Source organism: Anabaena cylindrica UHCC 0172, assembly GCF_034931625.1.
Classification (GTDB): Bacteria; Cyanobacteriota; Cyanobacteriia; order Cyanobacteriales; family Nostocaceae; genus Anabaena; species Anabaena cylindrica_A.
On record NZ_JAYGGY010000088.1, the window covers coordinates 1 to 23,404 of the forward strand.

The following is a 23,404-nucleotide window of genomic DNA, read 5'->3' on the forward strand; positions in this document are numbered from 1 at the left end:
AAAACTGGTTTACTAATTGCTGTTACTGTACCTCATAACAGCGGGAAGTGCTGTAAATCAGATTTAAATTGCTTATGAATTATTTACAATTGTGAAATTAAAACCCACCTGCATAGCTTATAATCCCCCTTTTTAAGAGGGATTCAGGGGTATGTACCTAATCCGATTCCACTGAATTAGAGTTAATTAACTGTTTAAATTCCTCCAAAGAATTAACACTAATTGTTGATATCAGGAGTTTTTCTGACAAAGATGTATCATCAACTTGATTGATTTTTTCAACTAGATTTTCTGGAATATTACCAAACCGGACTTGCAATAGTTTGATAATATCTTGCTTTTGAGTTCTTTCTATCGCTCGTCTTTCAATATTAGTTAATAATGGCATTTTTATTTCCTCCTGATAATTAGCTAATCTTTCTTCAAAACCTGATTGTAGTTCTTCAGATAAAGCCATCATTAAATCAATAACTTTATACAAATCAGCAATTTCTTTACGGTTATACCTTCTTTCATAAAGTAACCGGGCTAAGTTCCATTTCCACTGTTCCCTGGCTGATAAATTACTCGTAGTGGCTTTGGTCTTTAAATGTGCCATTACTACTATAGCAAAAACATTATTATTTTGTTCTAGGTCTTCCCACTGATAATCTAGAAGTTTCACAATAGAAAAGTTAAAAAGCAGTTGACTCTTTCCTAAACCATATTGGTAAGAATTTGGTCGCCAATTTTTAGTTTCATCTCCTAGTATTGCTAAACTAACGACTGGTTTTTGATATAAATCAAAAGCTCGATAGTTGTAAATAAACATCCTTTGTGCAAATTCTTTGTCATATTGACTTTGTACTTCTACATGAATTAATATCCAAAGTTCTTGATTATCTAATAACCACACTTGGAATAATTTATCAGCGTGGCGATTTTTTGTTTCCGCAGATGCGGTAATTTGTTCTAATTCTTTATCTAGAGAAACGGGATTTTTCGTCCAATCAATTTGTTGATGAAGTTCTGGATAGAAGAAATTTATAAATGACTCAAAATAGTCTCCTATTGCTTCTTTCCAGGTTTCATCATAGTTGGCTGTGATTTCGGTCATTATGATAAAAAAAACTGTAAAGGAATTTATAGAAATTAATTTACTAAAATTCAGAACTTTAGGGACAAAACTTATACATGGTACGCCGTGATAACTGTTTTCTTGTCAGGACTATAAATAGATTCTACCCTTGGGTATTGATCATGAATCCACCAAACTTTTATTCTATTACCTTGGGCTGGTGCAGTTCCTGAGATTGAATAACCAGCATCAATCATTAATTGCTCAAATTGAGTTGCGCTTAAAGTTTGATATTTTAGCTTTGGTAGTCCCTGTATTTGATGCTTGTTGAGAGTCATAGGTAGGCTGGTACGTTATGAATATCTTGTACCTTACTAACCTATCCTTTTCTCAACTCCTCTCCAAATGAGTCATAAGTTCCCTGGTATGATGTAAAAATCTTGTAACCTGGTAATACTAAAGCAATGCCTATTCTGCTGTGAATCTTGCCTGGATATCTGTAAGGTTCATCGTCAGGAACAGCACCACCAATCCGAATATGTGTTCCTGGTAGCCATAAGTATAATCCAGGAATCAATAAGTCCATACTGTAAGCAATTTCTCTCATCGCTTGATTTTCACCAGGAGAATTATTGCTGGAAAAGCTTAACTTGGTGTTTGTGATGTTCAACATACGTTTTCAATCTCCAATAGAGATTTTGCCAGAATAGGTTAGTTTCAATCCCTAATAGGGATTATCTTAACAGGAGTCCCCACACCCTGGAAATTTTGAGCAATACTGGTACAAGTAAGGAAAGTTTACAGAACATTACAAAAATGACGATTCAACCTACAAATACAGCTTTATTAGATTGGACAGGTGATACTTTAGCGATCGCTTTATTTGAAGATGCGGTAGAGTTAACAGGTGATTTAGCCGCCTTAGATGAGAAATGTGGCGGAATTTTAAAAGAACTCATAGCTGAAGAAGAATTTACTGGTAAGCTCAATAGCACCGTTGTTATGCGGGCAGGTGCTAATCACCCAGTGCGAAAAGTGATTTTGGTCGGTTTAGGTAAACCAGACTCGCTGAAACTAGAAACTTTACGCCGTGTTGCGGCTACAGTGGCGCGAACTGCTAAAAAGCAAAAAACCAAAACTCTAGCAATGAGTTTACCCGTCTTGGATAATGATCCTGCTGCTACGGCGCAAGCAATTGCTGAAGGTACACAACTAGCACTTTACCAAGATACCCGCTTTAAATCAGAGCCAGAAGACAAAAATCCCCAAATTGAAACTATTGATTTACTGGGATTCGGGGGACAAGAAGCAGCTATTACCCGTGCAGAGCAAATTGTTTCTGGGGTAATTTTGGCTAGACAATTGGTAGCAGCCCCAGCCAATACAGTGACACCAATTACTATGGCAGAAACAGCCCAAGCCATAGCTAAAGATTATGGTTTAGAAATCCAAATTCTAGAAAAAGAAGAATGTGAAAAACTAGGTATGGGTGCATTTCTAGGAGTCGCCCAAGCTTCTGACTTACCACCAAAATTTATTCACCTCACCTACAAACCAGCAGGAACACCAAAACGCAAATTAGCAATTATCGGTAAAGGTGTCACCTTTGATTCTGGAGGTTTAAATATTAAAGGTGTAGGTAGTGGCATCGAAACCATGAAAATGGATATGGGTGGTGCTGCGGCTACTCTTGGTGCAGCTAAAGCTATTGGGCAGTTAAAACCAGATGTGGAAGTTCACTTTATCTCTGCCGTCACTGAAAACATGATTAGCGGTAAGGCTATGCACCCAGGAGATATATTAACCGCTTCTAATGGCAAAACTATCGAAGTCAACAACACCGATGCTGAAGGGCGTTTAACCTTGGCTGATGCCTTAGTTTATGCCGATAAATTAGGAGTAGATGCGATCGTTGATTTAGCCACTCTCACTGGCGCTTGTGTAATTGCTTTAGGTGACGATATTGCCGGTTTATTTACACCTGATGACGCTGTAGCTTCCCAACTGCAAACAGCCGCTGAAAATGGTGGGGAAAAAATTTGGCGGATGCCAATGGAAGATAAATATTTTGACGGATTGAAATCTGGTATTGCCGATATGAAAAACACCGGACCCCGTTATGGTGGTTCTATTACTGCGGCTTTATTCCTGAAGCAATTTGTCAAGGATACTCCTTGGGCGCATTTAGATATTGCTGGGCCAGTGTGGGCTGATAAGGAAAATGGCTACAACGGTGCAGGTGCAACTGGTTTTGGTGTGAGAACTTTGGTTAGTTGGGTTTTGAGTTAGAGAACTCCATTCTCGTTCCCATACAGAGTATGGGAATAAATTATATAAGGCTCCGCCTTGAGTGATAGTAGAGGTAGAGCTTTTTTTTAATAACTGCTTTATGCCGATTAATAAACGAGTTTTGAGAGATAGATGGATGTTTACATAATTTGCTTAGTTGCAGGAAAAATATAGTTCCTTATGCTTTTTTGGGAATTTTGAATTTTTTAAGTATTGCAATCTGATAAAATTTGTAAGGTTTCTTTGAGCTAGGAGCAATGGGATCGACTGGTGTAAGGATCGCAATTGACGCTATGGGAGGGGATCACGCACCCAAGGAAATCGTCGCTGGCGCACTGCGAGCGCGGGAAGAATTGGGTGTAAAAATCTTGTTGGTAGGTGATCCCCAAAAAATTGAAGCTGCTATGCCACCAAAAACAAATATGGTGGATTTAGAGATTGTTTCTGCTGAGGAAGCGATCGCTATGGATGAGGAACCTTTAAATGCAGTCAGACGCAAACGCAAGGCCTCCATCAATGTAGCAATGGATTTAGTCAAAAAACAGCAAGCAGATGCTGTATTCTCTGCTGGTCACTCCGGGGCAGCAATGGCTTCAGCTTTACTCCGCTTAGGCAGATTACCGGGAATTGACCGCCCAGCTATTGGCACAGTATTTCCGACAATCAAGGCAGGTAAGCCAGTATTGATACTTGATGTCGGCGCTAACGTAGACTGTCGTCCTAAGTTTTTAGAGCAGTTTGCGGTGATGGGGTCGATTTATAGTCAGTATGTTTTGGGAACAGAAGAACCCAAAATAGGTTTATTGAATATCGGCGAAGAAGACACCAAGGGCAATGAAGTCGTTCTCCGCGCCCACCAAATGTTAAAGGAAAATACCCAAATTAATTTTACTGGTAATGCTGAAGGGCGTGATATTTTATCCGGTGAGTTTGATGTAATTGTCTGTGATGGCTTTGTCGGTAATGTCGTATTAAAATTTGCCGAAGCAGTCGGAGGCGTAATTCTACAAATTCTGCGCGAGGAATTACCCCAAGGACTACACGGTCAAATCGGGACGGCAATTTTAAAACCCAACCTCAAGCGTGTTAAACAGCGCATGGATCACGCCGAACATGGTGGTGCTTTACTTTTAGGCGTAGACGGAATTTGTTTTATCGGTCACGGTAGTTCTCAAGCGCCTTCAATTTTTAGTGCTATTCGCATGGCTAAAGAAGCTGTAGATAATCAGGTACTGCAAAGACTTCAGTCCCAATATCAAATCCTACAGAGTGAAAGCGATTAGCTGAAAAGTTATTTGTCATTAGTCATTTGTCATTTATGCTGGTAAAAACTACAACTGATTTATGACAACTGACAATTGACAAAAATACTGATAGCTGGGGAAATTAGGAGTGCCAATGTTTAACGGTATAGCAATTACAGGCAGTGGCTCGGCAGTACCAGCAACTACCTTAGATAATAAATTACTAACTCAACTGGTAGAAACATCAGATGAGTGGATTACTACAAGAACAGGAATTAGTCAACGGCGGTTAGCTTTGCCACCAGAGTCATTAAGTATACTTGCTACCACTGCGGGTAGACAGGCTATTGAGGCAGCAGGAATTAAAGCCGAGGATATTGATTTAATTTTATTAGCCACATCTACACCCGATGATTTATTTGGCAGTGCTTGCCGAATTCAAGCTGAATTAGGGGCAATTAAAGCAGTCGCCTTTGATTTAACAGCAGCCTGTTCAGGTTTTGTATTTGGACTAGTCACAGCAGCCCAATATATCAGAACAGGTGTCTATCAGAATGTACTCTTGATTGGGGGCGATATCCTCTCTCGTTGGGTAGATTGGCAAGACCGACGCACTTGTATATTGTTCGGTGATGGTGCTGGGGCAGTAGTTTTACAGGCCAATAAGAGCGATCGCTTATTAGGATTTTCTCTTAAAAGTGATGGTACTCAAAATCATTACCTCAACCTTGCCTATGAAGGTGCTGCTCAAGAATTGATTCCAGGTATCAATGTCACTAAAGGAACTTATCAACCCATCAGCATGAACGGCAAAGAAGTCTACCGCTTTGCAGTCCAAAAAGTGCCAGAAGTTATAGACAAAGCCTTATTTGCCGCTAATCTCACCGTAGATCATATAGATTGGCTCATATTGCATCAAGCAAATCAGCGGATTATTAATGCGGTAGCTGAACGTTTAAATATTCCAGCACATAAATTAATAAGTAACGTCGCCAACTATGGCAACACCTCAGCAGCTTCTATTCCCCTAGCATTAGATGAAGCCGTGCGAGAAGGAAAAATTAAACCCAATGATATCATTGCTACCTCCGGCTTTGGCGCAGGTCTAACCTGGGGTGCAGCAATTTTTCAATGGGGAAGGTAGAAGGGGCAGGGGGCAGGGAGCAGGGAGTAGGGGGAGCAGAGGAAGAATAATTTACTAATAACCAATGCCCAATGCCCAATGACCAATGACCAATGACCAATGACTAATAACCAATGACTAAAACTGCATGGGTGTTTCCCGGACAAGGTTCGCAAACCTTGGGTATGGGAATGGATCTACTAGAAATACCATCTGCTCAAGAAAAATTTGCCCAAGCTGAGGCAATTTTGGGCTGGTCTGTTATGGATATCTGTAAACATGACGAAGAAAAACTATCACGCACACTTTATACCCAACCTATTCTTTACGTAATAGAAAGTATCCTCGCTGATTTATTAAGAGACAAGGGACAAAAACCAGATTTAGTCGCTGGTCATAGTTTGGGAGAATACATAGCCCTTTATGTTGCTGGCGTTTTTGATTGGTCTACAGGTTTACATCTAGTTAAACGTCGTGCGGAAATTATGGATAGTTCCGCAGGTGGCATGATGGCCGCACTAATGAACTTTGACCGAGAACAATTAGAAAAAGTCATTAACGAGACACCTGATGTCGTTTTAGCAAATGATAACAGTCCGGCTCAAGTCGTTATTTCTGGAACTCCAGATGGTGTAGAGGCTGTTATGTCGCAAGTCAAAGCCAAGCGTGCTATTCCCTTAAAAGTTTCAGGGGCATTTCACTCACACTTAATGACTGCTGCTTCTACGGAATTTCAAGAAATTCTCGACTCAGTAATTTTTCAGACAGCTGTTGTCCCAGTTTTGTCTAATGTCGAACCTGTTCCCACAGTTGATGCTGATATAATAAAACAGAGACTTTCTCAACAAATGACTGGTTCAGTTCGGTGGCGAGAAATTGCTCTGCAATTACCAGAAAATGGGATTGAGCGAGTTGTAGAAATTGGTCCTGGTAATGTTTTAACAGGTTTGATAAAACGCACTGCTGCTGGGTTAATCTTAGAAAACATTCGTAATGCTGGAGAGTTGCCTAAATAGGTGATGAAAGCAAACTAATTCAAAACTAAAGAAATCATTATTTAGATAACTTTGGCAACATAACCTGTTTACGTTGCCTATCTTCCCTGTTTAAAGATTTACTTGATTAATGGTTTTTTAATTTATTTACAGTAATTTGTTAAGGGTTTCGGTAAGATAACGCCAAAAAAATCAAACTTACACTTCCTTAAAATTGCTCAAAAAATAGCGTATTAACCCTGCAAAGAAATGATATATGACAAAATATCCAAGACTTTTAGTTATTAGTTACATTTTAGGCCCAGTTCTAATAATATTAACCCACTTGGGAGTATTTCTTCTGTTCGTCACAGGACTCTCATGGATGAGCATTCTTTGGGGAGTTGCCCTTTATGTGATTAGAATGATGAGTATTACAGCCATCTATCATCGGCTTATTACTCATAAATCTTACCAGGCAAAAGCAGTCATCAAATGGGTCGGTAGCATTATTGCTTGTTCCTCTGGACAAATGGGTCCGAACTGGTGGAAAAGTCATCATATTCAGGGACATCATAATAACTCCGATAAACCAGGTGATAGTCACTCTCCCCATACACCATTTAAAGGCTTCAAAGGCTTCCTGTGGTCGCAGTTTGGATGGCTTTTGTCTCGAAACTTTTTTCCGCCCAGCCTTGCCGCTGATTTGGAAGCAGACTGGGTAATGAAAACCATAGATCGATTACACTTTATTCCTCTTATCCTTTTAGGCTTAATTTCTTTTTGGATAGGTGGACTGGAGTTTCTCAGTGCTTTCTTCCTGAGTACAGTGATACTTTTCCATTGTGTTGCCTTTGTCAACTCTCTTTCTCATATATTTGGAGAACAACCCTTCCGCAGTGATGATTATAGCCGTAATAACTGGTTCGTTGCGCTGCTTACTTTTGGTGAAGGGTGGCACAATATGCACCACGCATTTCAGTGGTCAGCCCGTCATGGTTTCTCTGTTAAAAAAGGCAAAGTTGTCTACTTGATAGATCCCACCTATGAGTTTATTCGACTTCTAGAAAGACTACACTTAAGTTCTAATCTGAAGCTACCCTCCGAAGTGGAACTCCTGCAAGCGGCGAACAGCATTAGTAAAGAGAAAAAAATTACAGTTGATGCCTCATCCTGAATAATGATAGTGCTGCTAATTAATGCGTTTGGCTGATGAAAAGCGATCGCGATCGCTTATCCTAGACCTTAGTCTCATTTGAATTATCCTCCGTGACCAGAGAACGCGAACCTTTTATCAGTCTAGCACTTTACTACGCTTTTAAGTGGTCTGTAGTTAGTCCTATGCTGCATACTTACTTTCGTATCAAGATTTATGGCGTAGAAAATGTCCCCCAAACTGGGCCGTTGCTAGTAGTTAGCAATCATGCTAGTTACTTTGACCCACCAATTGTTTCTAATTGTGTACGTCGTCCCGTAGCGTACATGGCTAAAGAAGAATTGTTCAAAGTGCCAGTTTTAGCACAAGCGATTAAATTGTATGGTGCTTATCCCGTTAGTCGGGGTAGTGCTGACCGTGCAGCTATTCGTGCAGCTCTAGAATGTCTTGATAATGGCTGGGCTGTAGGTGTTTTTTTAGAAGGTACACGTACTCCAGATGGTCGCATTACTGACCCCAAAAAAGGCGCAGCATTACTAGCAGCCAAGGCCAAAGTACCTTTTTTACCAGTGAGTTTATGGGGTACTGACAAGATTTTACAGCCAGGTTCATCCCTTCCCCGTTCAGTTCCCATTACTGTCAGAATTGGTAAACTAATTGATGCTCCTAGTGCTACTACTAAAGCAGAATTAGAAGCGATGACACAAAAATGTGCGACTGTAATTAATGAAATGCACGATTTGGGACGATAAATAGTTCCAAAAAGTAGGATGCTTCCTTAATCTTTTGTAATTGGTAAATCAAGCCATTCACTAAGTTCGTGAGCCAACCAATCAAGTTCTAGAGTACTAACAGAAAAAATGTTACTTTCACCAGTGTGAATTTTATATTTCAGCATTCCTGACCAGATTATTAAGCATGGTTGGGGTTGATTTTTATTATTATAAGTACTAGTTCGCTCTACACGAACAATATTTTTTTTGAAACTAGGAAGTGGATAATAGCGCTCAATACCAAATAACTCATAACAGGAATAAATTTTTTTCCTATTGATATGAAGTTTTTTAGTACCAAATAAACAGATAAATATAACCAGAAATAATATTAATAAACTCAGTGGAATGAATAAAGGCAACATGATTCTAAATATAGGCAGAATCATGATAAAAGAAAGCGGTAAAACTATCCGAAAATACCAAGATAACATCATTATGATTTTGGTAAATCCATTTACTGGAGGGATAGTTATTTCTATAAAATCAGCATTTTTATGCAAAGTAACTTTACTTCCAAAAGGCTTTCCTAAAACTGCATTAGATGCCTTGACAGGAATCTGAGTTTTAACTCTAGGTATCTCTAAAATCTGTAAAGCCTGTTCAGCAGAAGCTAAACGTTTACTCGTCATAGGTTGTGTCATCTTCCGCAACCAACTGCTAAAACCAGGACTAATATTAGCGGCTGCTTCAAATTTAATGACTAAATCTTGCTGCGGTAAATCTGCTGGGTGTTGACCTGTGACCAAATAAATTAAAGTTGCTCCCAAACCATAAAGATCAGAAGCAGGAGTAGCCTTACCACTAAATTGCTCAGGTGGCATATAACCATAACTACCCACAACAGTCATTGTGCTATTATTTCTCAGAATAGTCTGTACTGAACCAAAATCGACTAAATAAACATCACCGACACTATTACCAGAACGATTTGTTAATAATATGTTGCTGGGTTTAATATCACGGTGAATTACTGGTGGTTGACGACCATGTAAATATTTCAGAATATCTAGTATTGCTCTTGCGATTTGTTTGACTTCTTCTTCATTAAAACTACGTCCTGCATTGAGTTGTGTTTCTAAAGATTCGGCAGGGATATAACTTTGTACAAGCGCAAATCCTTTGTATGCTGGAGTATCTAGCTCAAAGTAGTCTAAGTAACTGGGAATTGCTGGGTGAGAGATGGCTTTGAGTGTTTCAGCTTCCCGTTCAAATAGCTTTAAATCATGCCATTGAAACTCATCATCAAATGTCAGCAGTTTAACTACTACCAGTTCTTGGGTTTGTAAATCACGAGTTAGCAGCGTCCTCCGTCCTGCTTTTTTACCCAGTTGCTGCTGTACTTCGTAACGTTCTAACAGCGTCTCTTTGGCAAAATCACCTAAATCTTGATTTGTCATTTTGCTAAATTCACAACTTCGTTGCTTTTATAACTTTACTCCCTGTTACTACAGTACTGTAAGCTTACTGAAACCAGCAACCAGCAAGAAACACCATATTTTATGGTTTTTAACAATCATGATATACTATTTATGTAATAAAAGTAGACATAAATGATCGTATTTGAGGCAAAACTTGAAGGACAAAACGAGCAGTATCAGGCGCTTGATCAAGCCATTCGTACTGCTCGTTTTGTGCGTAATAGTTGCCTGAGATACTGGATGGATAACAAGGGCATTGGACGCTATGACCTAAATAAATTTTGCGCTGTACTTGCAGCCAGTGTTGAGTTTCCTTGGGTATCTAAGCTGAACTCGATGGCAAGACAAGCTAGTGCTGAAAGAGCGTGGTCTGCAATTGCTCGGTTTTTTGACAACTGCAAGAAAGGTAAACCAGGAAAAAAGGGATTTCCAAAGTTTAAGAAAGAACAAACGCATGGTTCTGTAGAGTATAAAACCTGTGGATGGCGACTTTCTGACGACCGTAGGTACATCACTTTTACTGATGGGTTTAAGGCAGGAACCTTTAAACTCTGGGGAACCCGTGACCTGCATTTCTACCAACTTAAACAGTTTAAAAGGGTGCGGGTTGTACGTCTTGCAGATGGCTATTATTGCCAGTTTTGCATTGACCATGAACGAGTAGAAAGGCGAGAACCAACGGGTAAAACTATTGGTATTGATGTGGGACTGAACCACTTCTACACCGATAGTAACGGGGAAGCAATCGCCAATCCTAGACATCTTCGCAAGAGTGAAAAGTCTTTGAGACGTTTGCAGCGTCGGATGTCTAAGACTAAAAAAGGTTCTCAAAATAGAATTAAGTTTAGAAATAAACTTGCTCGTAAGCATCTCAAAGTAAGTCGCCAGCGTAAAGACTTTGCCGTTAAAACGGCAAGGTGCGTGGTGAGGTCTAACGACCTTGTGGCGTATGAAGATTTGATGGTGCGAAATATGGTGAAAAATCACCGATTGGCTAAGTCAATTAGTGATGTTTCGTGGTCATTGTTTCGTGAATGGGTTGAATATTTTGGCAAGGTATTTGGTGTGGTAACTGTTGCAGTTCCACCCCACTACACTAGTCAGAATTGCTCTAACTGTGGCGAGGTTGTCAAAAAGACTCTTAGTACCAGAACTCATGTTTGTCCTCATTGTGGGCATACGCAAGACAGGGATTGGAACGCAGCGCGGAACATATTAGAAAAAGGATTGAGTACGGCGGGTCACGTCGGAACTAACGCCTCTGGAGAGACTGACCAATACTTGAGTGAGGAAACTCCTTCAAGCAAGTCAACTCGTGGAAAGAGGAAACCCAAAGAGCAATCTTTGGAATCCCCACCCTCAACGATGTAGGGTGGGGAGGATGTCAACTATGAGCAACAGCACTTTTTCTCAACTCGCACCTTTTATTCAAGAATATATTTATCTTCACAACTGGACGGAATTAAGACCAGTACAAACTGCTGCTTGTGAAGTCATATTTAACACAGATTCTCATTTATTAATTGCTGCTGCTACCGCTGCGGGAAAGACTGAAGCGGCCTTTTTACCAATTTTAACTTTATTACACCAAAACCCAGCAAATACTATAGGTGTATTGTATATTAGTCCCATTAAAGCTTTAATTAATGACCAATTTGAACGCCTCAATGGTTTATTAAAAACAGCAGATATATCAGTATGTTCTTGGCATGGCGATGTTGCTCAAAATCGCAAAAGCCAACTTTTAAAAAATCCCCAAGGTATTCTCCAAATTACACCAGAATCTTTGGAAAGTTTGTTAATTAACAAAAATGATCAACTAATCCGGTTATTTGCTGATTTACGTTTTATCGTTATTGACGAAATTCATGCTTTCATGGGTTCAGAACGTGGATTTCAAATTATTTGTCAATTACAGCGTTTAGGAAAAATTACCAAAAAAGAACCTCGTCGGATTGGGTTGTCAGCAACTCTTGGTGATTACTCAATGGCTGAAGAGTGGTTAAAATTAGGAACGAATCAGACAGTAATTACTCCCAATATTGAAGCAGGTAAACGCCCAATAAAATTAGCTGTAGAACATTTTTATATTGACAAGGAATTTGATCAAGAATCAGCATACGAAAAATATATTTTTAATCTTACTAAATCTCGTAAATGTCTAATATTTGCTAACAACCGTACCCAAACAGAATCTATTATTTCTTCTTTGCGTCAAATAGCTAAAAAAGAAGCATTTCCAGATATATATCATGTCCATCATGGCAGTATATCCGCCAGTTTAAGACAATCTGCTGAAAATGCCATGCGGGAACCTCATCATCCGGCTGTGACTGCGGCAACTTTGACTCTAGAGTTAGGTATAGATATTGGTTATTTAGAAAGAGTTATTCAGTTAGAATCACCTTTGTCTGTTGCTAGTTTTTTGCAAAGATTGGGACGGAGTGGCAGAAGGGGAGAATCTGCGGATATGCGTTTTGTTTGTGCTGAAGAAAAACCCTTAGCAGAAGCTTCATTACCAGAACAAATTCCCTGGCAACTTTTACAGTGTATTGCTATTATTCAACTTTATTTAGAAGAACGTTGGTTAGAACCAATTCAGTCAATTAAATATCCTTTCAGTTTGCTTTATCATCAAACAATGAGTATTTTAGCCGCAATGGGAAAACTCTCACCGGCAGCTTTGGCTCAACAAATTTTAAATTTACCACCATTTACTAATATTTCTGAAAATGATTATAAATTATTGCTACGTTATTTAATTGATATTAATCACATTCAAAAAACTGAACAGGGTAAATTAATTATCGGTTTAGCAGGAGAAAAGATAGTAAATAGATTTCAGTTTTATGCTGTCTTTCCTGAGAACAAAGAATATGTAGTCAAAGCAGGTAAAACAGAAATTGGCAGTATTGTGATACCTCCTGCTGTTGGTAATCAATTTGCTTTAGCTGGAAGAAGTTGGGAAGTTATAGAAGTTGATTTTAAGAAGAAGGCTATTTTTGTTAAACAATCTGAGGGTAAAGCGACTATTTATTGGCGTGGTGGTAGCGGTAATATTCATACTAAAATTTTGCAAAGAATGCGGCAAGTTTTGCTAGAAGATGTAGAGTATATGTATCTACAACCAAATGCAATACGACGTTTGCAGGAAGTTCGTAAACTGACACGAACATTAGATCAAAAAAATATTTTGTTATTAGAAAAAAACAAATGCTGTATCTTTCCTTGGATGGGTACTGTTGCTTATCGTACTTTGGAAAGATTGCTTAATTCTTTTTGTCGAGAATCGTTAGAAATTACCAGTATTGGTGGCATAAATCCCTATTATTTGACTTTGAAATTAGGTAAGGATAAGTTCTCTAATGTTTATCCAGAAATAGTTTCTTTGTGTGAGCAGAGAATGACAACAGAACATTTAGTTAGTCATGCAGAAGCACCAGAAATTAATAAGTATGATAAATTTATTCCGCACGTACTTTTAAGAACAGCTTTTGCTCATGATCATTTAGATATGGAAGAACTGAGACAACAAGTTTCCCTTTGGTAGAGGATTAAGAATATTGAGGATATTTGAGGTAGGGAATTTCGAGAAAATACAGTTGGGTTTCGTTTCTTAACCCAATCTACACGGCGGTCACTAGAAAAAATTACCGTTTAGTTTTTTCACTGTTTCCACTCCACTTGAATAGGTTTAATTTCCTGTTCATTATATGCAGTGAGTTGAGCCGATACATTCTGATTCGACCAGCTTATACCTTTAATATGATACTTGTAGTTCTGTCCGTATTGTGCGCGGGCTATTTCCACTGCTTTAGCTCCATCTGCACCATTTATTATAAAGTGTCTGATCCCCACCATGAGTATTACAAGTCCTATCCCCAATATGAATGCAGATTTAGGAATAGAGGCAGAATCACCCGATCGCACTCTTGCGGATACTACAGGTGCAGCACGCAGTTGTGTGTAGATCCAGACAAAAAGAGCGATCGCACCAATTGAAACTAGATACGGCACAAAAAGACCGACCGGATCAAGGTGAAATTCAGTTACCCAGAGTTCTGCTGGCTTGGAAAAGGGAAGCAATATCAATATATGGCTAATGAAGTTGGAACTTATGTAAGCGGCGTACCATGTAACGATGGAAACTGTATGCAGGTTGCCCCGGAGAAGAAACACACCTGCCACCACACCTGGGATATGCAAGGTGGGGGAATAATTTACGCAATAGACCATGTAGGCAATATCCAGGACTCCAGCTAGGATCAGCGCAATACCCACCCGGTTTAAAATAGCGCCATATTGGGATGTTTGTTTCAGTTTCATAGGTATAGATAGTTCACTGGTTATTTCTATCTAGCGATCGCTCCAAATTTTCAATCCCATCCTAATACTCATTCGTTTTATGTACGCGTTTCAGCAATATTTGTATTGCAGTTTTCTATATTCTTGTTCACCAACTATCCCAGATAAGTAAGGCTTATCTATATCATCTACTATTTTTTTGTCAAGTTCTATTGACACTTTGTAACAATCTTGTTAAATTAGTTTACATAAAGTAACAAACAAAGGAAAAAACATATAATGTATACCACCACTAACGAAGAAGGCATCCTCAATAACTACGCCAACGAGCCAAAGCTTTACTACGCTGAATACCCTACAAAACAGCAACAAAACAGCTACGCCTTCCAAGGTGCAGTAGCAGTCCTATTTATTACATCTATAGTTTTAATCGCTTTGGGGGTTAGCTAAGATTTCGAGCTTCGGTAATTAGTATCTAATCGTCATTTGGATTTCTCCTATCAGCCCCAGCTAGTTTCGCTGGGGTTTTTTTTATGACTAAATTTGCGAATTACTGCAAATTTTTTGATACTATGGATAATCCGACTCCTTTAATCGAGATGGGAATATGAGCAAAGGAACCCTGTTTGACAAAGTTTGGGACTTACACACCGTTGGGACACTTCCTTCAGGGCTGACACAACTATTTATTGGGCTACACCTCATTCATGAAGTGACAAGTCCTCAAGCCTTTGCAATGTTGCGGGAGCGGGATTTAAAAGTATTATTTCCAGAACGGACTATAGCTACAGTTGATCATATAGTTCCTACAGAAAACCAAGCCCGTCCCTTTGTGGATAGCTTGGCCGAAGAAATGATTCAAGCATTAGAAAAGAGTTGTCAAGAAAATGACATTACTTTTTACAATATTGGTTCAGGAAATCAAGGTATAGTTCATGTGATTGCACCCGAATTGGGACTAACTCAACCGGGAATGACGATCGCTTGCGGAGACAGTCATACATCTAGTCATGGGGCATTTGGTGCGATCGCATTTGGGATTGGAACCAGCCAAGTCCGGGATGTTCTGGCTTCCCAAACCCTAGCTTTATCGAAATTAAAAGTCCGCAAAATAGAAGTTAACGGCAACTTAAAACCAGGTGTTTACGCCAAAGACGTAATTTTACATATTATCCGTACCCTCGGAGTCAAAGGTGGCGTGGGCTACGCTTACGAATTTGCCGGCACAACCTTTGCCCAAATGAACATGGAAGAACGGATGACCGTTTGTAACATGGCCATAGAAGGCGGTGCCAGATGCGGTTACATCAATCCTGACCAAATTACCTACGATTATCTGCAAAATAGAGACTTTGCGCCTCAAGGTGCAGATTGGGATCAAGCCGTTACTTGGTGGGAATCTCTGCGTAGTGCAGTTGATGCTGAATATGATGATGTCGTAGTTTTCAATGCTGGGGAAATCACCCCCACTGTCACCTGGGGAATTACCCCTGGTCAAGGAATTGGCGTAGATCAAAAAGTACCCACAACAGCAGAACTCCTAGAAGAAGACAGGGTGATCGCCGAAGAAGCATATCGCTACATGGACTTATACCCAGGTCAACCCATCCAAGGCACAAAAATTGATGTCTGCTTTATTGGTAGTTGTACCAACGGCCGCATTAGCGACTTAAGAGAAGCCGCCAAAATTGCCCAAGGTCGCCAAGTGGCAGCAGGTGTCAAAGCCTTCGTCGTCCCTGGTTCCGAAAGAGTCAAAAAAGAAGCCGAAGCCGAAGGACTAGATAAAATCTTCCAAGCAGCCGGCTTTGAATGGAGAGAACCAGGATGTTCCATGTGTCTAGCCATGAACCCCGACAAACTCCAAGGCAGACAAATCAGCGCCTCCTCCTCTAACCGCAACTTTAAAGGTAGACAAGGTTCATCTTCCGGACGCACCTTACTCATGAGTCCCGCAATGGTAGCCACAGCCGCTATTAAAGGCGAAATCGCCGACGTGCGGGAATTGTTGTAACAACCTATCTTGTGAAACTAGGACAGGCTAGAAGCCCGTCCCACTAGAAATCTCTCTTAAAACTCTTCTTTCTTCGCGTTCTTCGCGCCTTCGCGGTTCATTAAGTTCATTAATATTATGGTCAGTGAAGTAAAACAAATATCAGGTAACGCCGTTCCCCTCATTGGTAACGACATAGATACAGACCGAATCATCCCCGCCCGCTACCTAAAAGCTGTTACATTTGACGGTTTAGGTGCAGGTGTATTTATAGATGATCGGCAAGCATTAAACTGTCAACATCCCTTTGACCAACCCCAATACCAAGGTGCAAAAATCCTCATAGTTAACCGGAATTTTGGCTGTGGTTCATCACGGGAACACGCACCCCAAGCCTTGGCTAAATGGGGAATAAAAGCCCTGATTGGTGAAAGCTTTGCGGAAATATTCTTTGGTAATTGTGTCGCTATGGGCATACCTTGCGTTACAGCTGATGCAGCGACAGTCAAACAACTGCAAGATTTAGTCACAGCAAATCCGCAAACATCTGTTAGCATAGATTTGGAAAATTTGCAAGTGAAAATTGGTGATTTTACCTCCCCAGTGGTGATGAACGAGGGGACAAGAAGCACCTTTGTTTCTGGTACTTGGGATGCTTGCGGTCAATTAGTAGAAAATGTCGAAAAAGTGCGGGCAACTGCGGCGAAATTGCCGTACATTGGTTGGCGTAAGTTAGCAGTAAAGTAAGTTAATCAATTTAGTTTTTCCCAATTCAAAGAGAATTTTTGTATGCTTAATGGCCCTTTGCATGAACAACCTCGTAACCAACGAGCTACCGTAATTCGTACAAGTCATGAATTTATTCTTCTGGAATGGCTGAAGTCTACTGGACGGTTAATACCTCGTGAACCAGCGGAAACAGGGAATCTTCGTGAGGTAGAAGAAATTTCTGAAATTATCGACCTCGATGATCTTCCTTATGATAATGATGATGATGACTCAGACGTAGAATTAGAAGATTAGTAGAGAAAGGCAGAAGGAACAAGACAGGGCGTAATTTTTGTTTTGTGATTTCTGCCTCTGCCGTTAAATAATAATCTGTTATGCAAATTTCATATTGAATATCTTTTGCTAATATCCATTTGGTAAATACCTTCATAAGTTTTGTGGTATAAATTCATGGTTTAGCAACCTTCGAGAGAATTTCACTCAAATGCAGAACTCAACAGGATTACCGCCAATTTACGCCCATACTCCAGTTGAATTAGTCCCAGCCCAAGTTATTGCCACATTCCCAGTTAACACCTTTCTAGAAAATCTTGTCATCGCTCCAGATGGAAGTATTTTGGTGACTAATCATGAAATAGGTAAAGTTGTGCGGATTTTACCGGATGGCAGTCAACATATTCATGCCAGTGTAGAAGGTAAAGTCAGTGGTTTAGCCTTCACTACTAATGGTGGTCTGATTGCGACTGGATGGAATGCTGATTTTGTATCTGTGATTTTTCACATAACAGCCGATGGTGTTGTCGAAACTTTAATGACATTACCAGATGCGATTTTTCCTAATGGCATTACCCCAATGTCTGATACACAGTATTTAATGGCAGATTCCTATCGAGGGGCAATTTGGCTGATTGATATTGCCCAACGTAGTGCCTCAATTTGGCTAGAACACCCTTTGTTAGCTCGCAATAGTATACAAAGCAGAGTTCCGGGTGTCAATGGCTTGAAGTGGTTTAATGACCAACTTTATGTTTCAAATACTGATAAACAGCTATTGTTGCTGATTACCATTGACACTGCAAATACTCCCAGTGAACCAGAAATTTTCGTTAAGCAGACAAATATTGACGATTTTGCCTTTGATGTAGAGGGTAATCTGTACGGGGCAACTCACGTTTACAACAGTGTAGTCAGGATTGCGCCCGATGGCACTACGACTATTATTGCTGAATCTGAGCAGAACGTAATTGGTAGTACAGCAGTTGCTTTTGGCGATCGCACTGCTATTTATGTTGTCACAAATGGGGGGATGTTTTTGCCACCTCCCACAGGTGTCGTAGCGGCTACAGTCGTTCGACTTGAGGTGGGAAAAGCTGGATATCAAAGGTGATCGGCAAAAAGGAAATTAACGGATGGAAACGTCACAAGAAGAGCAATTGGTCACGGTTGTGATTTCGCAATTCGTCAAACCAGGCAATGAAATGGCTTTTGAGGCTTGGGTGAAAGATATTACCACTGTAGCCAGAACTTACGTAGGTCATCTCGGTACAAATGTGATTCGTCCTCAACTTGGTGTGAGAACTGAATATGTGATTATCTTGCGATTTGATAGTTATGAAAATTTGAAAGAATGGATGACATCACGCGATCGTCAATACTGGCTGACTCAAGCCAAACCTTTGGTAGAATCTGACCCCCATATCCAGGAAATCAGCGGCTTAGAAGCTTGGTTTTCTATTCCTGGTCAACCTTTAAAAACACCACCACGCTATAAAACTGCATTACTTACCTGGGCAGTTGTTTACATATTAATTAATCTTTTGAGTGTCTTTCTTAGTCCTTTACTTCGTAGTTTACCTCCGCTGATTATTTCCTTAATTATTTCCGCTATTATGGTGGTAATGCTGACTTATATCATCATGCCCAGAGTGACTCGTCTGTTTAGCTTTTGGCTATATCCCCAATAAAAAGTTTAGGATAATTATCAATTTTTCAGGGTAGGCAGATGCCCACCCTAATTAATTATTCTCGTAAAAATGAATTAATATTATTAATAAAATTTTCTATGGGTTTTGGCTAATAGTAAACTTCTCTAATAACTGGACTACTTGTTTTGCATCCTTAATAGCTTGTTTTGCCTTAGAAATAAGAAGATTAGGAGCTATATAATCTTCATAGTCAACTTCAACTCTCAACAATCGTAAACGCTCTAAAGTTTGCCCTAACTTTATAAAATCACGTTCTTTACTACCTAATAATCCTGTAATAACATATGTATGTACACCAACCTTAAGAGTTCTTAAATTAGTATATCCTTCAAAATCTCTTAAGTAGTTTCTAGTTAAACAAAAAGCGGAGTAATACGCTCTACTGATAGAAGAGCGTATTTTTGCTTCATTAATTGATGCACTATTTACCTGATTTGAGGTACTAATTACTTCATTATATAAAGTTTGTGCAACTTCTAAATAATTTGACCAGTCGAATTTCATTCAAAGTCCAAATGAATACAAAGATTTACAGCAACTCCTAATGACGCATCTATCCACCAATTTTCATCAAATTCGTTTAATTGATTTAATGATTCATCGACAGATTCTGGACTGGCACAGATAGAAAGCACAAGTTTCTCCCATTGGGGAGATTCAGGATCAACATACAACTGTAATCTTAATTTCTCGGTGGGGAAATACTTTCTTATTTGTGGATGAGCTTCCAGAATAACATCTATCAGGTTAGAATGCTTTTGCAAAAACCTTCTTACATTGATGTTTTCTATTGTGTAGAAAAAAAAGATTTTTCTTAATTTTATATTATTAGTCCATCCAGTATCTTCTACCAGATGTTTTGGTAATTGCCAATTATCTGTAGCTATTTTTTGCCGTTGAATAGCTATAACATCATTATCATCATCGAAACTATTATCTACCAACTGTTTAGTTTGCTTTTCTAAAAGCATTTTTCCACCTTTTTTATTTAGAACTAGGGTAATGATCTAGATGCATAACATCTGCTTTATTTAGCATGGATTTAACAACATCTGCTTCTATTAGAGATTGAGATAATTGTTCTTGTAAATTTTTTACATCGTTTGAATCTAAAGCTACATAAAACTCTCTCGAACCACTTGCATCTTGGTACGCAATTTTTAATGTGTGAACTACCAAAGCTCCGGCGATACCTTCTTTAATCTCTGTTTTGAAAACAGGTCTTACATCAGCCACAATACGTGAATTTAAGAATATATGATCGTATTCTTGTAACAAACTTATGGCTTTAGAAGAAATACTAATAGAGCCATCAATTGCTAATAATTTATTTAGCCTTTGCTCAAAACGTGTAAATTCTTCATGTGATAACTCTGAGAATGTATCATCACTAGACAAAGCACTAATTAATGCCGTTATTATTTCACTATTTTTAAGATTTTCCTGGGTACGCAGAGAATAAATTGAACGAATAGCCCTTAAAATATCTTCCAAATTATTAATAGATATTTCTTCTATTTTTGGAGATATTTCCAATATTAAGCTATCTATATTTACGAATGGGTGAATTTCTGTTACGACATTGAGTAATTTATTAAATAAAATTTCATCAATCTTTATAATTAAATCAATACCTAATTTATATTGTGGTGGAATTTTTATATTGTTCATTTCTTTAACAGAGATATATCTGTCTTCCATCTTAGCAAATTAAAGGGTAGGCAGATGCCCACCCTAGAGAATTATTCGCGTAAAATTGTTTTTGAGACAATTCTGGTTTTTTTACGATCGCTCTCCGAGAGTTCTTCACCAGCTTGCAGACGTGTGGCGTTGGTTTGCAACACAGTGGCTGCACCTGTATCTCCGATTTGCAAGGCGGTTTTGGCAGCTGTTTGCAGCATTGTCACAGCCCCAGCGCGATCGCCTTGTTCCAATTTTGTCTCTGCTACCTGAGTTTGACGATATTTAGCTAATACCAAAATCGACTGGATCACTTGGAGATTCACCGCTGGTTGGTAAGCCTTAGTCACATTTGCATAAATAGGCAACAAGGGGGAAAGTAACCCTTCTTTATTTTCTGCTGGATTATCGTAGCGAATTTGGATATGTCCAATCACTTGTTTGCCTTCTGGTAACTGTCCCAAATAAATATTTGTCAAAACCACCCGTTCCGCATCTTTCATTAAATCTCCCAAGCGGATAATAAAGCTACCGTTAGCTTCTGCTTGCACTGATAACTCAATGGTTTCTGGGGCAACTTGGGCAATGGGTTTAAGTTCTGCTAATCGGACACCAGGCACTAGAGACAGCAGCAGGTGGGCATTAGTTAAGCCCACAGACTGAATGCGTTTAAACAAGTTACCAAATTGGGTTACGGCTTGTTCTGGATGCTCAATATAAGCCAGAGTACCACCACCTGCATCGGCAATTTTTTCTAACAAATCCTGGTTCCAGTCATTGCCAAAGCCGAAGGTGTTGATTGTCAGGTTGACTCTAGTTGCTTTTTGGGCAAGTTCCAAACAGCGTTTGTGGTCATTGGGGCCAATTTCCCATTTCCAGATTTTTAACCCACCGTCACCATGGCCATCTGTGAGCAGAAATGCTTGGGAAACAGCGCCTTTTGTGCCTTTGAGTAATTCTGTGATTCCCAAAGACAAGGCTTCCGCAATAACTGTGCCTCCAGAAGCCTTGAGCTTGTTCTTTAACTTGGCTTTGATGCTTTCGATATCTGTGACGACTTGATTGGGGATAACGACCTCAGAAGTACCCGCAAAGGCGACAATGGAGATGCGATCGCCTGGTTTAAGTTGAGCTAACAATTGCTCTACTGCCTGAATCACTGTATCCATGGCTTCTCCATGCATAGAACCACTTTTATCCAAAATCAGGCATAAATTCAACGGTAAACTTTGGTCAAGTTGATCAGCAGTAGCTGATATAGAAATGGCTAATTGACGCTGGTTACTCAATAGAGCCGCATCAACATTCGTATCATTTAGTGCCGACAGTAATTGAACTTTCATTTAGGAGGAGCATCCTGCAACACAGTTTTTGAGACAATTCTGGTTTTTTTGCGATCGCTTTCTGATAACTCTTCCCCTGCTTGTAAGCGTGTAGCGTTGGTTTGCAATACCGTTGCGCCACTGGCATCTCCCATTTGCAAAGCCGTTTTGGCTGCCGTTTGTAGCATTGTCGCTGCCCCAGCCCGATCGCCCTGTTGTAATTTCGCTTCGGCTAACTGGGTTTGGCGATATTTGGCTAAAGCCAAAATTGACTGTTGCACTTCGGGATTGGCAGATGGTTGGTAAATTCGCTCTACATTTGCATATACTGGCATATTCAGGGAAAATAATCCGGTTTGGTTCTGGGCGGGATCATCGTAGCGGACTTGCACATTAGCGATCGCCTGTTTACCTTCGGGCAACTGTCCCAAATAAATATTAGCCAAAATCACCCGTTCCACATCCTTCATTAAGTCTCCCAAGCGCACCAGAAAACGTCCATCAGCATCTGGTTGTACTGGTAATTCAATGGTATCCGGGGCAACTTGGGCAATGGGTTTAAGTTCTGCTAATCGCACATTCGGCATCAGTGAAAACAACAGATAGGCGTTAGTCAATCCCACTGTTTGCATCCGGGTGAACAAGCGACTGAACTTATCCATAGCCTGATCTGGTTGTTCAATATGAGACAAATTCCCCAAACCAGCATCAGCTATTTTTTCTAAAATATCCTGATTCCAATTGTCACCAAAACCCAACGCATTCAAAGTCAAATTATAGCTGGCGGCTAATTGGGCGAATTTCAAACAGCGATCGTTATCACCATGTTCATTTTCGCCATCAGTTAGCAAAAAGGCTTGGGAGATAGTTTCTTTTTTGCCTTTGGCTAATTCTTCAATCCCCAACCGCAAACCCTCATCAATGGCTGTTCCACCATCTGCTGTGAGACGATTAATTTGCTGTTTGATCTGGTGGCGATCTGTAATCACCTGATTAGGGACTAGAACTTTAGCCCGGTGATCAAATACAACAATACTCAAACGATCATCAGAACTGAGCCGATCAACCAGCAAAGAAGCTGCTTTTTTCACAGTTTCGAGCGATCGACCATTCATGGAACCACTATGATCTAAGATTAAACATAAATTTAATGGCGCACTGCGATCTAGAGTCTCGCCAATCGCAGAAATCGAAACAGCTAACTGACGTTGACTGCTGGATTGATTCGCGTCTAAATTAGCATCATTGAGAGTAGGCTGCAAGTTAACCTTCATAAGCCAATTTTCCTATCGAGATTATCTATATCTATTTATAGATAACTCCAAAAGGTAGCTTACAGACTACGGAAAACAATTT

The 23,404-nt window shown here is 39.7% G+C and carries 24 protein-coding genes; 14 read left to right on the forward strand and 10 right to left on the reverse strand.

Features of this window, described 5'->3' with window-relative positions:
• Positions 1-157 precede the first annotated feature (157 nt).
• The 3 genes from VB713_RS18780 to VB713_RS18790 form a co-directional block, all read right to left on the reverse strand.
• On the reverse strand, positions 158-1,096 hold the full coding sequence (locus tag VB713_RS18780) for a hypothetical protein (RefSeq protein ID WP_323313032.1): 939 nt from the start codon (positions 1,094-1,096) through the stop codon (positions 158-160).
• Positions 1,097-1,167: 71 nt separating this feature from the next.
• Positions 1,168-1,395, reverse strand: a complete 228-nt coding sequence (locus tag VB713_RS18785; protein ID WP_323313033.1) for a hypothetical protein — start codon at positions 1,393-1,395, stop codon at positions 1,168-1,170.
• 41 nt (positions 1,396-1,436) lie between these two features.
• Entirely contained in the window at positions 1,437-1,730 is a 294-nt protein-coding gene (locus VB713_RS18790) for a hypothetical protein (RefSeq protein ID WP_323313034.1), read from the reverse strand.
• 143 nt (positions 1,731-1,873) lie between these two features.
• Between VB713_RS18790 and VB713_RS18795 the strand changes: the two genes are divergently transcribed.
• From VB713_RS18795 to VB713_RS18820, 6 genes are all read left to right on the forward strand, one after another.
• Positions 1,874-3,346, forward strand: a complete 1,473-nt coding sequence (locus tag VB713_RS18795; RefSeq protein WP_323313035.1) for a leucyl aminopeptidase — start codon at positions 1,874-1,876, stop codon at positions 3,344-3,346.
• Positions 3,347-3,603: 257 nt separating this feature from the next.
• Positions 3,604-4,629, forward strand: a complete 1,026-nt coding sequence (plsX, locus tag VB713_RS18800; RefSeq protein WP_015217127.1) for a phosphate acyltransferase PlsX — start codon at positions 3,604-3,606, stop codon at positions 4,627-4,629.
• A gap of 115 nt (positions 4,630-4,744) precedes the next feature.
• Positions 4,745-5,734 carry a beta-ketoacyl-ACP synthase III gene (locus VB713_RS18805; protein WP_323313036.1) on the forward strand — a complete coding sequence of 330 codons (990 nt, stop codon included), beginning with the start codon at positions 4,745-4,747 and terminating at the stop codon, positions 5,732-5,734.
• A 113-nt stretch (positions 5,735-5,847) separates the two neighbouring features.
• Positions 5,848-6,729: an ACP S-malonyltransferase gene (gene fabD, locus VB713_RS18810; protein ID WP_323313037.1), complete on the forward strand. Its 882-nt coding sequence runs from the start codon at positions 5,848-5,850 to the stop codon at positions 6,727-6,729.
• 235 nt (positions 6,730-6,964) lie between these two features.
• Positions 6,965-7,864 carry an acyl-CoA desaturase gene (locus VB713_RS18815; RefSeq protein ID WP_323313038.1) on the forward strand — a complete coding sequence of 300 codons (900 nt, stop codon included), beginning with the start codon at positions 6,965-6,967 and terminating at the stop codon, positions 7,862-7,864.
• Positions 7,865-7,956: 92 nt separating this feature from the next.
• The gene (locus VB713_RS18820; protein WP_323313039.1) at positions 7,957-8,595 is read left to right on the forward strand and encodes a lysophospholipid acyltransferase family protein; all 639 of its coding nucleotides are present in this window, start codon (positions 7,957-7,959) and stop codon (positions 8,593-8,595) included.
• 26 nt (positions 8,596-8,621) lie between these two features.
• Here the strand turns inward: VB713_RS18820 and VB713_RS18825 are convergent, their stop codons facing one another.
• Positions 8,622-10,016 (reverse strand): serine/threonine-protein kinase, encoded by a 1,395-nt coding sequence (locus VB713_RS18825; RefSeq protein WP_323313040.1) that lies wholly within the window; start codon positions 10,014-10,016, stop codon positions 8,622-8,624.
• Positions 10,017-10,169: 153 nt separating this feature from the next.
• Here VB713_RS18825 and VB713_RS18830 point away from each other — a divergent pair, with 153 nt between their 5' ends.
• Both VB713_RS18830 and VB713_RS18835 read left to right on the forward strand, forming a co-directional pair.
• Positions 10,170-11,408 carry a transposase gene (locus VB713_RS18830; protein ID WP_323313041.1) on the forward strand — a complete coding sequence of 413 codons (1,239 nt, stop codon included), beginning with the start codon at positions 10,170-10,172 and terminating at the stop codon, positions 11,406-11,408.
• 19 nt (positions 11,409-11,427) lie between these two features.
• Positions 11,428-13,587, forward strand: coding sequence for a DEAD/DEAH box helicase (locus VB713_RS18835; RefSeq protein ID WP_323313042.1), 2,160 nt, complete (start codon positions 11,428-11,430; stop codon positions 13,585-13,587).
• 116 nt (positions 13,588-13,703) lie between these two features.
• On the opposite strand, the gene VB713_RS18840 is transcribed toward VB713_RS18835, so the two are convergent.
• Positions 13,704-14,363 (reverse strand): hypothetical protein, encoded by a 660-nt coding sequence (locus VB713_RS18840; protein WP_323313043.1) that lies wholly within the window; start codon positions 14,361-14,363, stop codon positions 13,704-13,706.
• A 258-nt stretch (positions 14,364-14,621) separates the two neighbouring features.
• Between VB713_RS18840 and psb34 the strand changes: the two genes are divergently transcribed.
• The 6 genes from psb34 to VB713_RS18870 all read left to right on the forward strand — a co-directional run bounded on the left by psb34 (position 14,622) and on the right by VB713_RS18870 (position 19,025).
• The gene (gene psb34 / locus VB713_RS18845) at positions 14,622-14,792 is read left to right on the forward strand and encodes a photosystem II assembly protein Psb34 (protein WP_323313044.1); all 171 of its coding nucleotides are present in this window, start codon (positions 14,622-14,624) and stop codon (positions 14,790-14,792) included.
• Between the two features lie 157 nt (positions 14,793-14,949).
• On the forward strand, positions 14,950-16,353 hold the full coding sequence (gene leuC / locus VB713_RS18850; protein WP_323313045.1) for a 3-isopropylmalate dehydratase large subunit: 1,404 nt from the start codon (positions 14,950-14,952) through the stop codon (positions 16,351-16,353).
• A gap of 117 nt (positions 16,354-16,470) precedes the next feature.
• Positions 16,471-17,079 (forward strand): 3-isopropylmalate dehydratase small subunit, encoded by a 609-nt coding sequence (gene leuD / locus VB713_RS18855; RefSeq protein WP_323313046.1) that lies wholly within the window; start codon positions 16,471-16,473, stop codon positions 17,077-17,079.
• Positions 17,080-17,121: 42 nt separating this feature from the next.
• Complete coding sequence (locus VB713_RS18860) at positions 17,122-17,355, forward strand: DUF3134 domain-containing protein (RefSeq protein ID WP_323313047.1); 234 nt, start codon at positions 17,122-17,124, stop codon at positions 17,353-17,355.
• 190 nt (positions 17,356-17,545) lie between these two features.
• Entirely contained in the window at positions 17,546-18,448 is a 903-nt protein-coding gene (locus tag VB713_RS18865; protein ID WP_323313048.1) for an SMP-30/gluconolactonase/LRE family protein, read from the forward strand.
• A gap of 22 nt (positions 18,449-18,470) precedes the next feature.
• The gene (locus tag VB713_RS18870) at positions 18,471-19,025 is read left to right on the forward strand and encodes an antibiotic biosynthesis monooxygenase (protein WP_323313049.1); all 555 of its coding nucleotides are present in this window, start codon (positions 18,471-18,473) and stop codon (positions 19,023-19,025) included.
• A gap of 96 nt (positions 19,026-19,121) precedes the next feature.
• On the opposite strand, the gene VB713_RS18875 is transcribed toward VB713_RS18870, so the two are convergent.
• The 5 genes from VB713_RS18875 to VB713_RS18895 are packed head-to-tail and all read right to left on the reverse strand — an operon-like array spanning position 19,122 to position 23,322.
• Positions 19,122-19,550 (reverse strand): HEPN domain-containing protein, encoded by a 429-nt coding sequence (locus VB713_RS18875; RefSeq protein ID WP_323313050.1) that lies wholly within the window; start codon positions 19,548-19,550, stop codon positions 19,122-19,124.
• Positions 19,547-20,017 carry a hypothetical protein gene (locus VB713_RS18880; protein ID WP_323313051.1) on the reverse strand — a complete coding sequence of 157 codons (471 nt, stop codon included), beginning with the start codon at positions 20,015-20,017 and terminating at the stop codon, positions 19,547-19,549. Before VB713_RS18880 ends, VB713_RS18875 begins: the two co-directional genes overlap by 4 nt.
• 13 nt (positions 20,018-20,030) lie before the next feature.
• Positions 20,031-20,747 carry a hypothetical protein gene (locus VB713_RS18885; protein ID WP_323313052.1) on the reverse strand — a complete coding sequence of 239 codons (717 nt, stop codon included), beginning with the start codon at positions 20,745-20,747 and terminating at the stop codon, positions 20,031-20,033.
• 41 nt (positions 20,748-20,788) lie between these two features.
• Positions 20,789-22,069, reverse strand: a complete 1,281-nt coding sequence (locus tag VB713_RS18890; RefSeq protein ID WP_323313053.1) for a VWA domain-containing protein — start codon at positions 22,067-22,069, stop codon at positions 20,789-20,791.
• Complete coding sequence (locus VB713_RS18895) at positions 22,066-23,322, reverse strand: VWA domain-containing protein (RefSeq protein WP_323313054.1); 1,257 nt, start codon at positions 23,320-23,322, stop codon at positions 22,066-22,068. The genes VB713_RS18890 and VB713_RS18895 overlap by 4 nt, the downstream gene beginning before the upstream one ends.
• Positions 23,323-23,404: the final 82 nt, after the last annotated feature.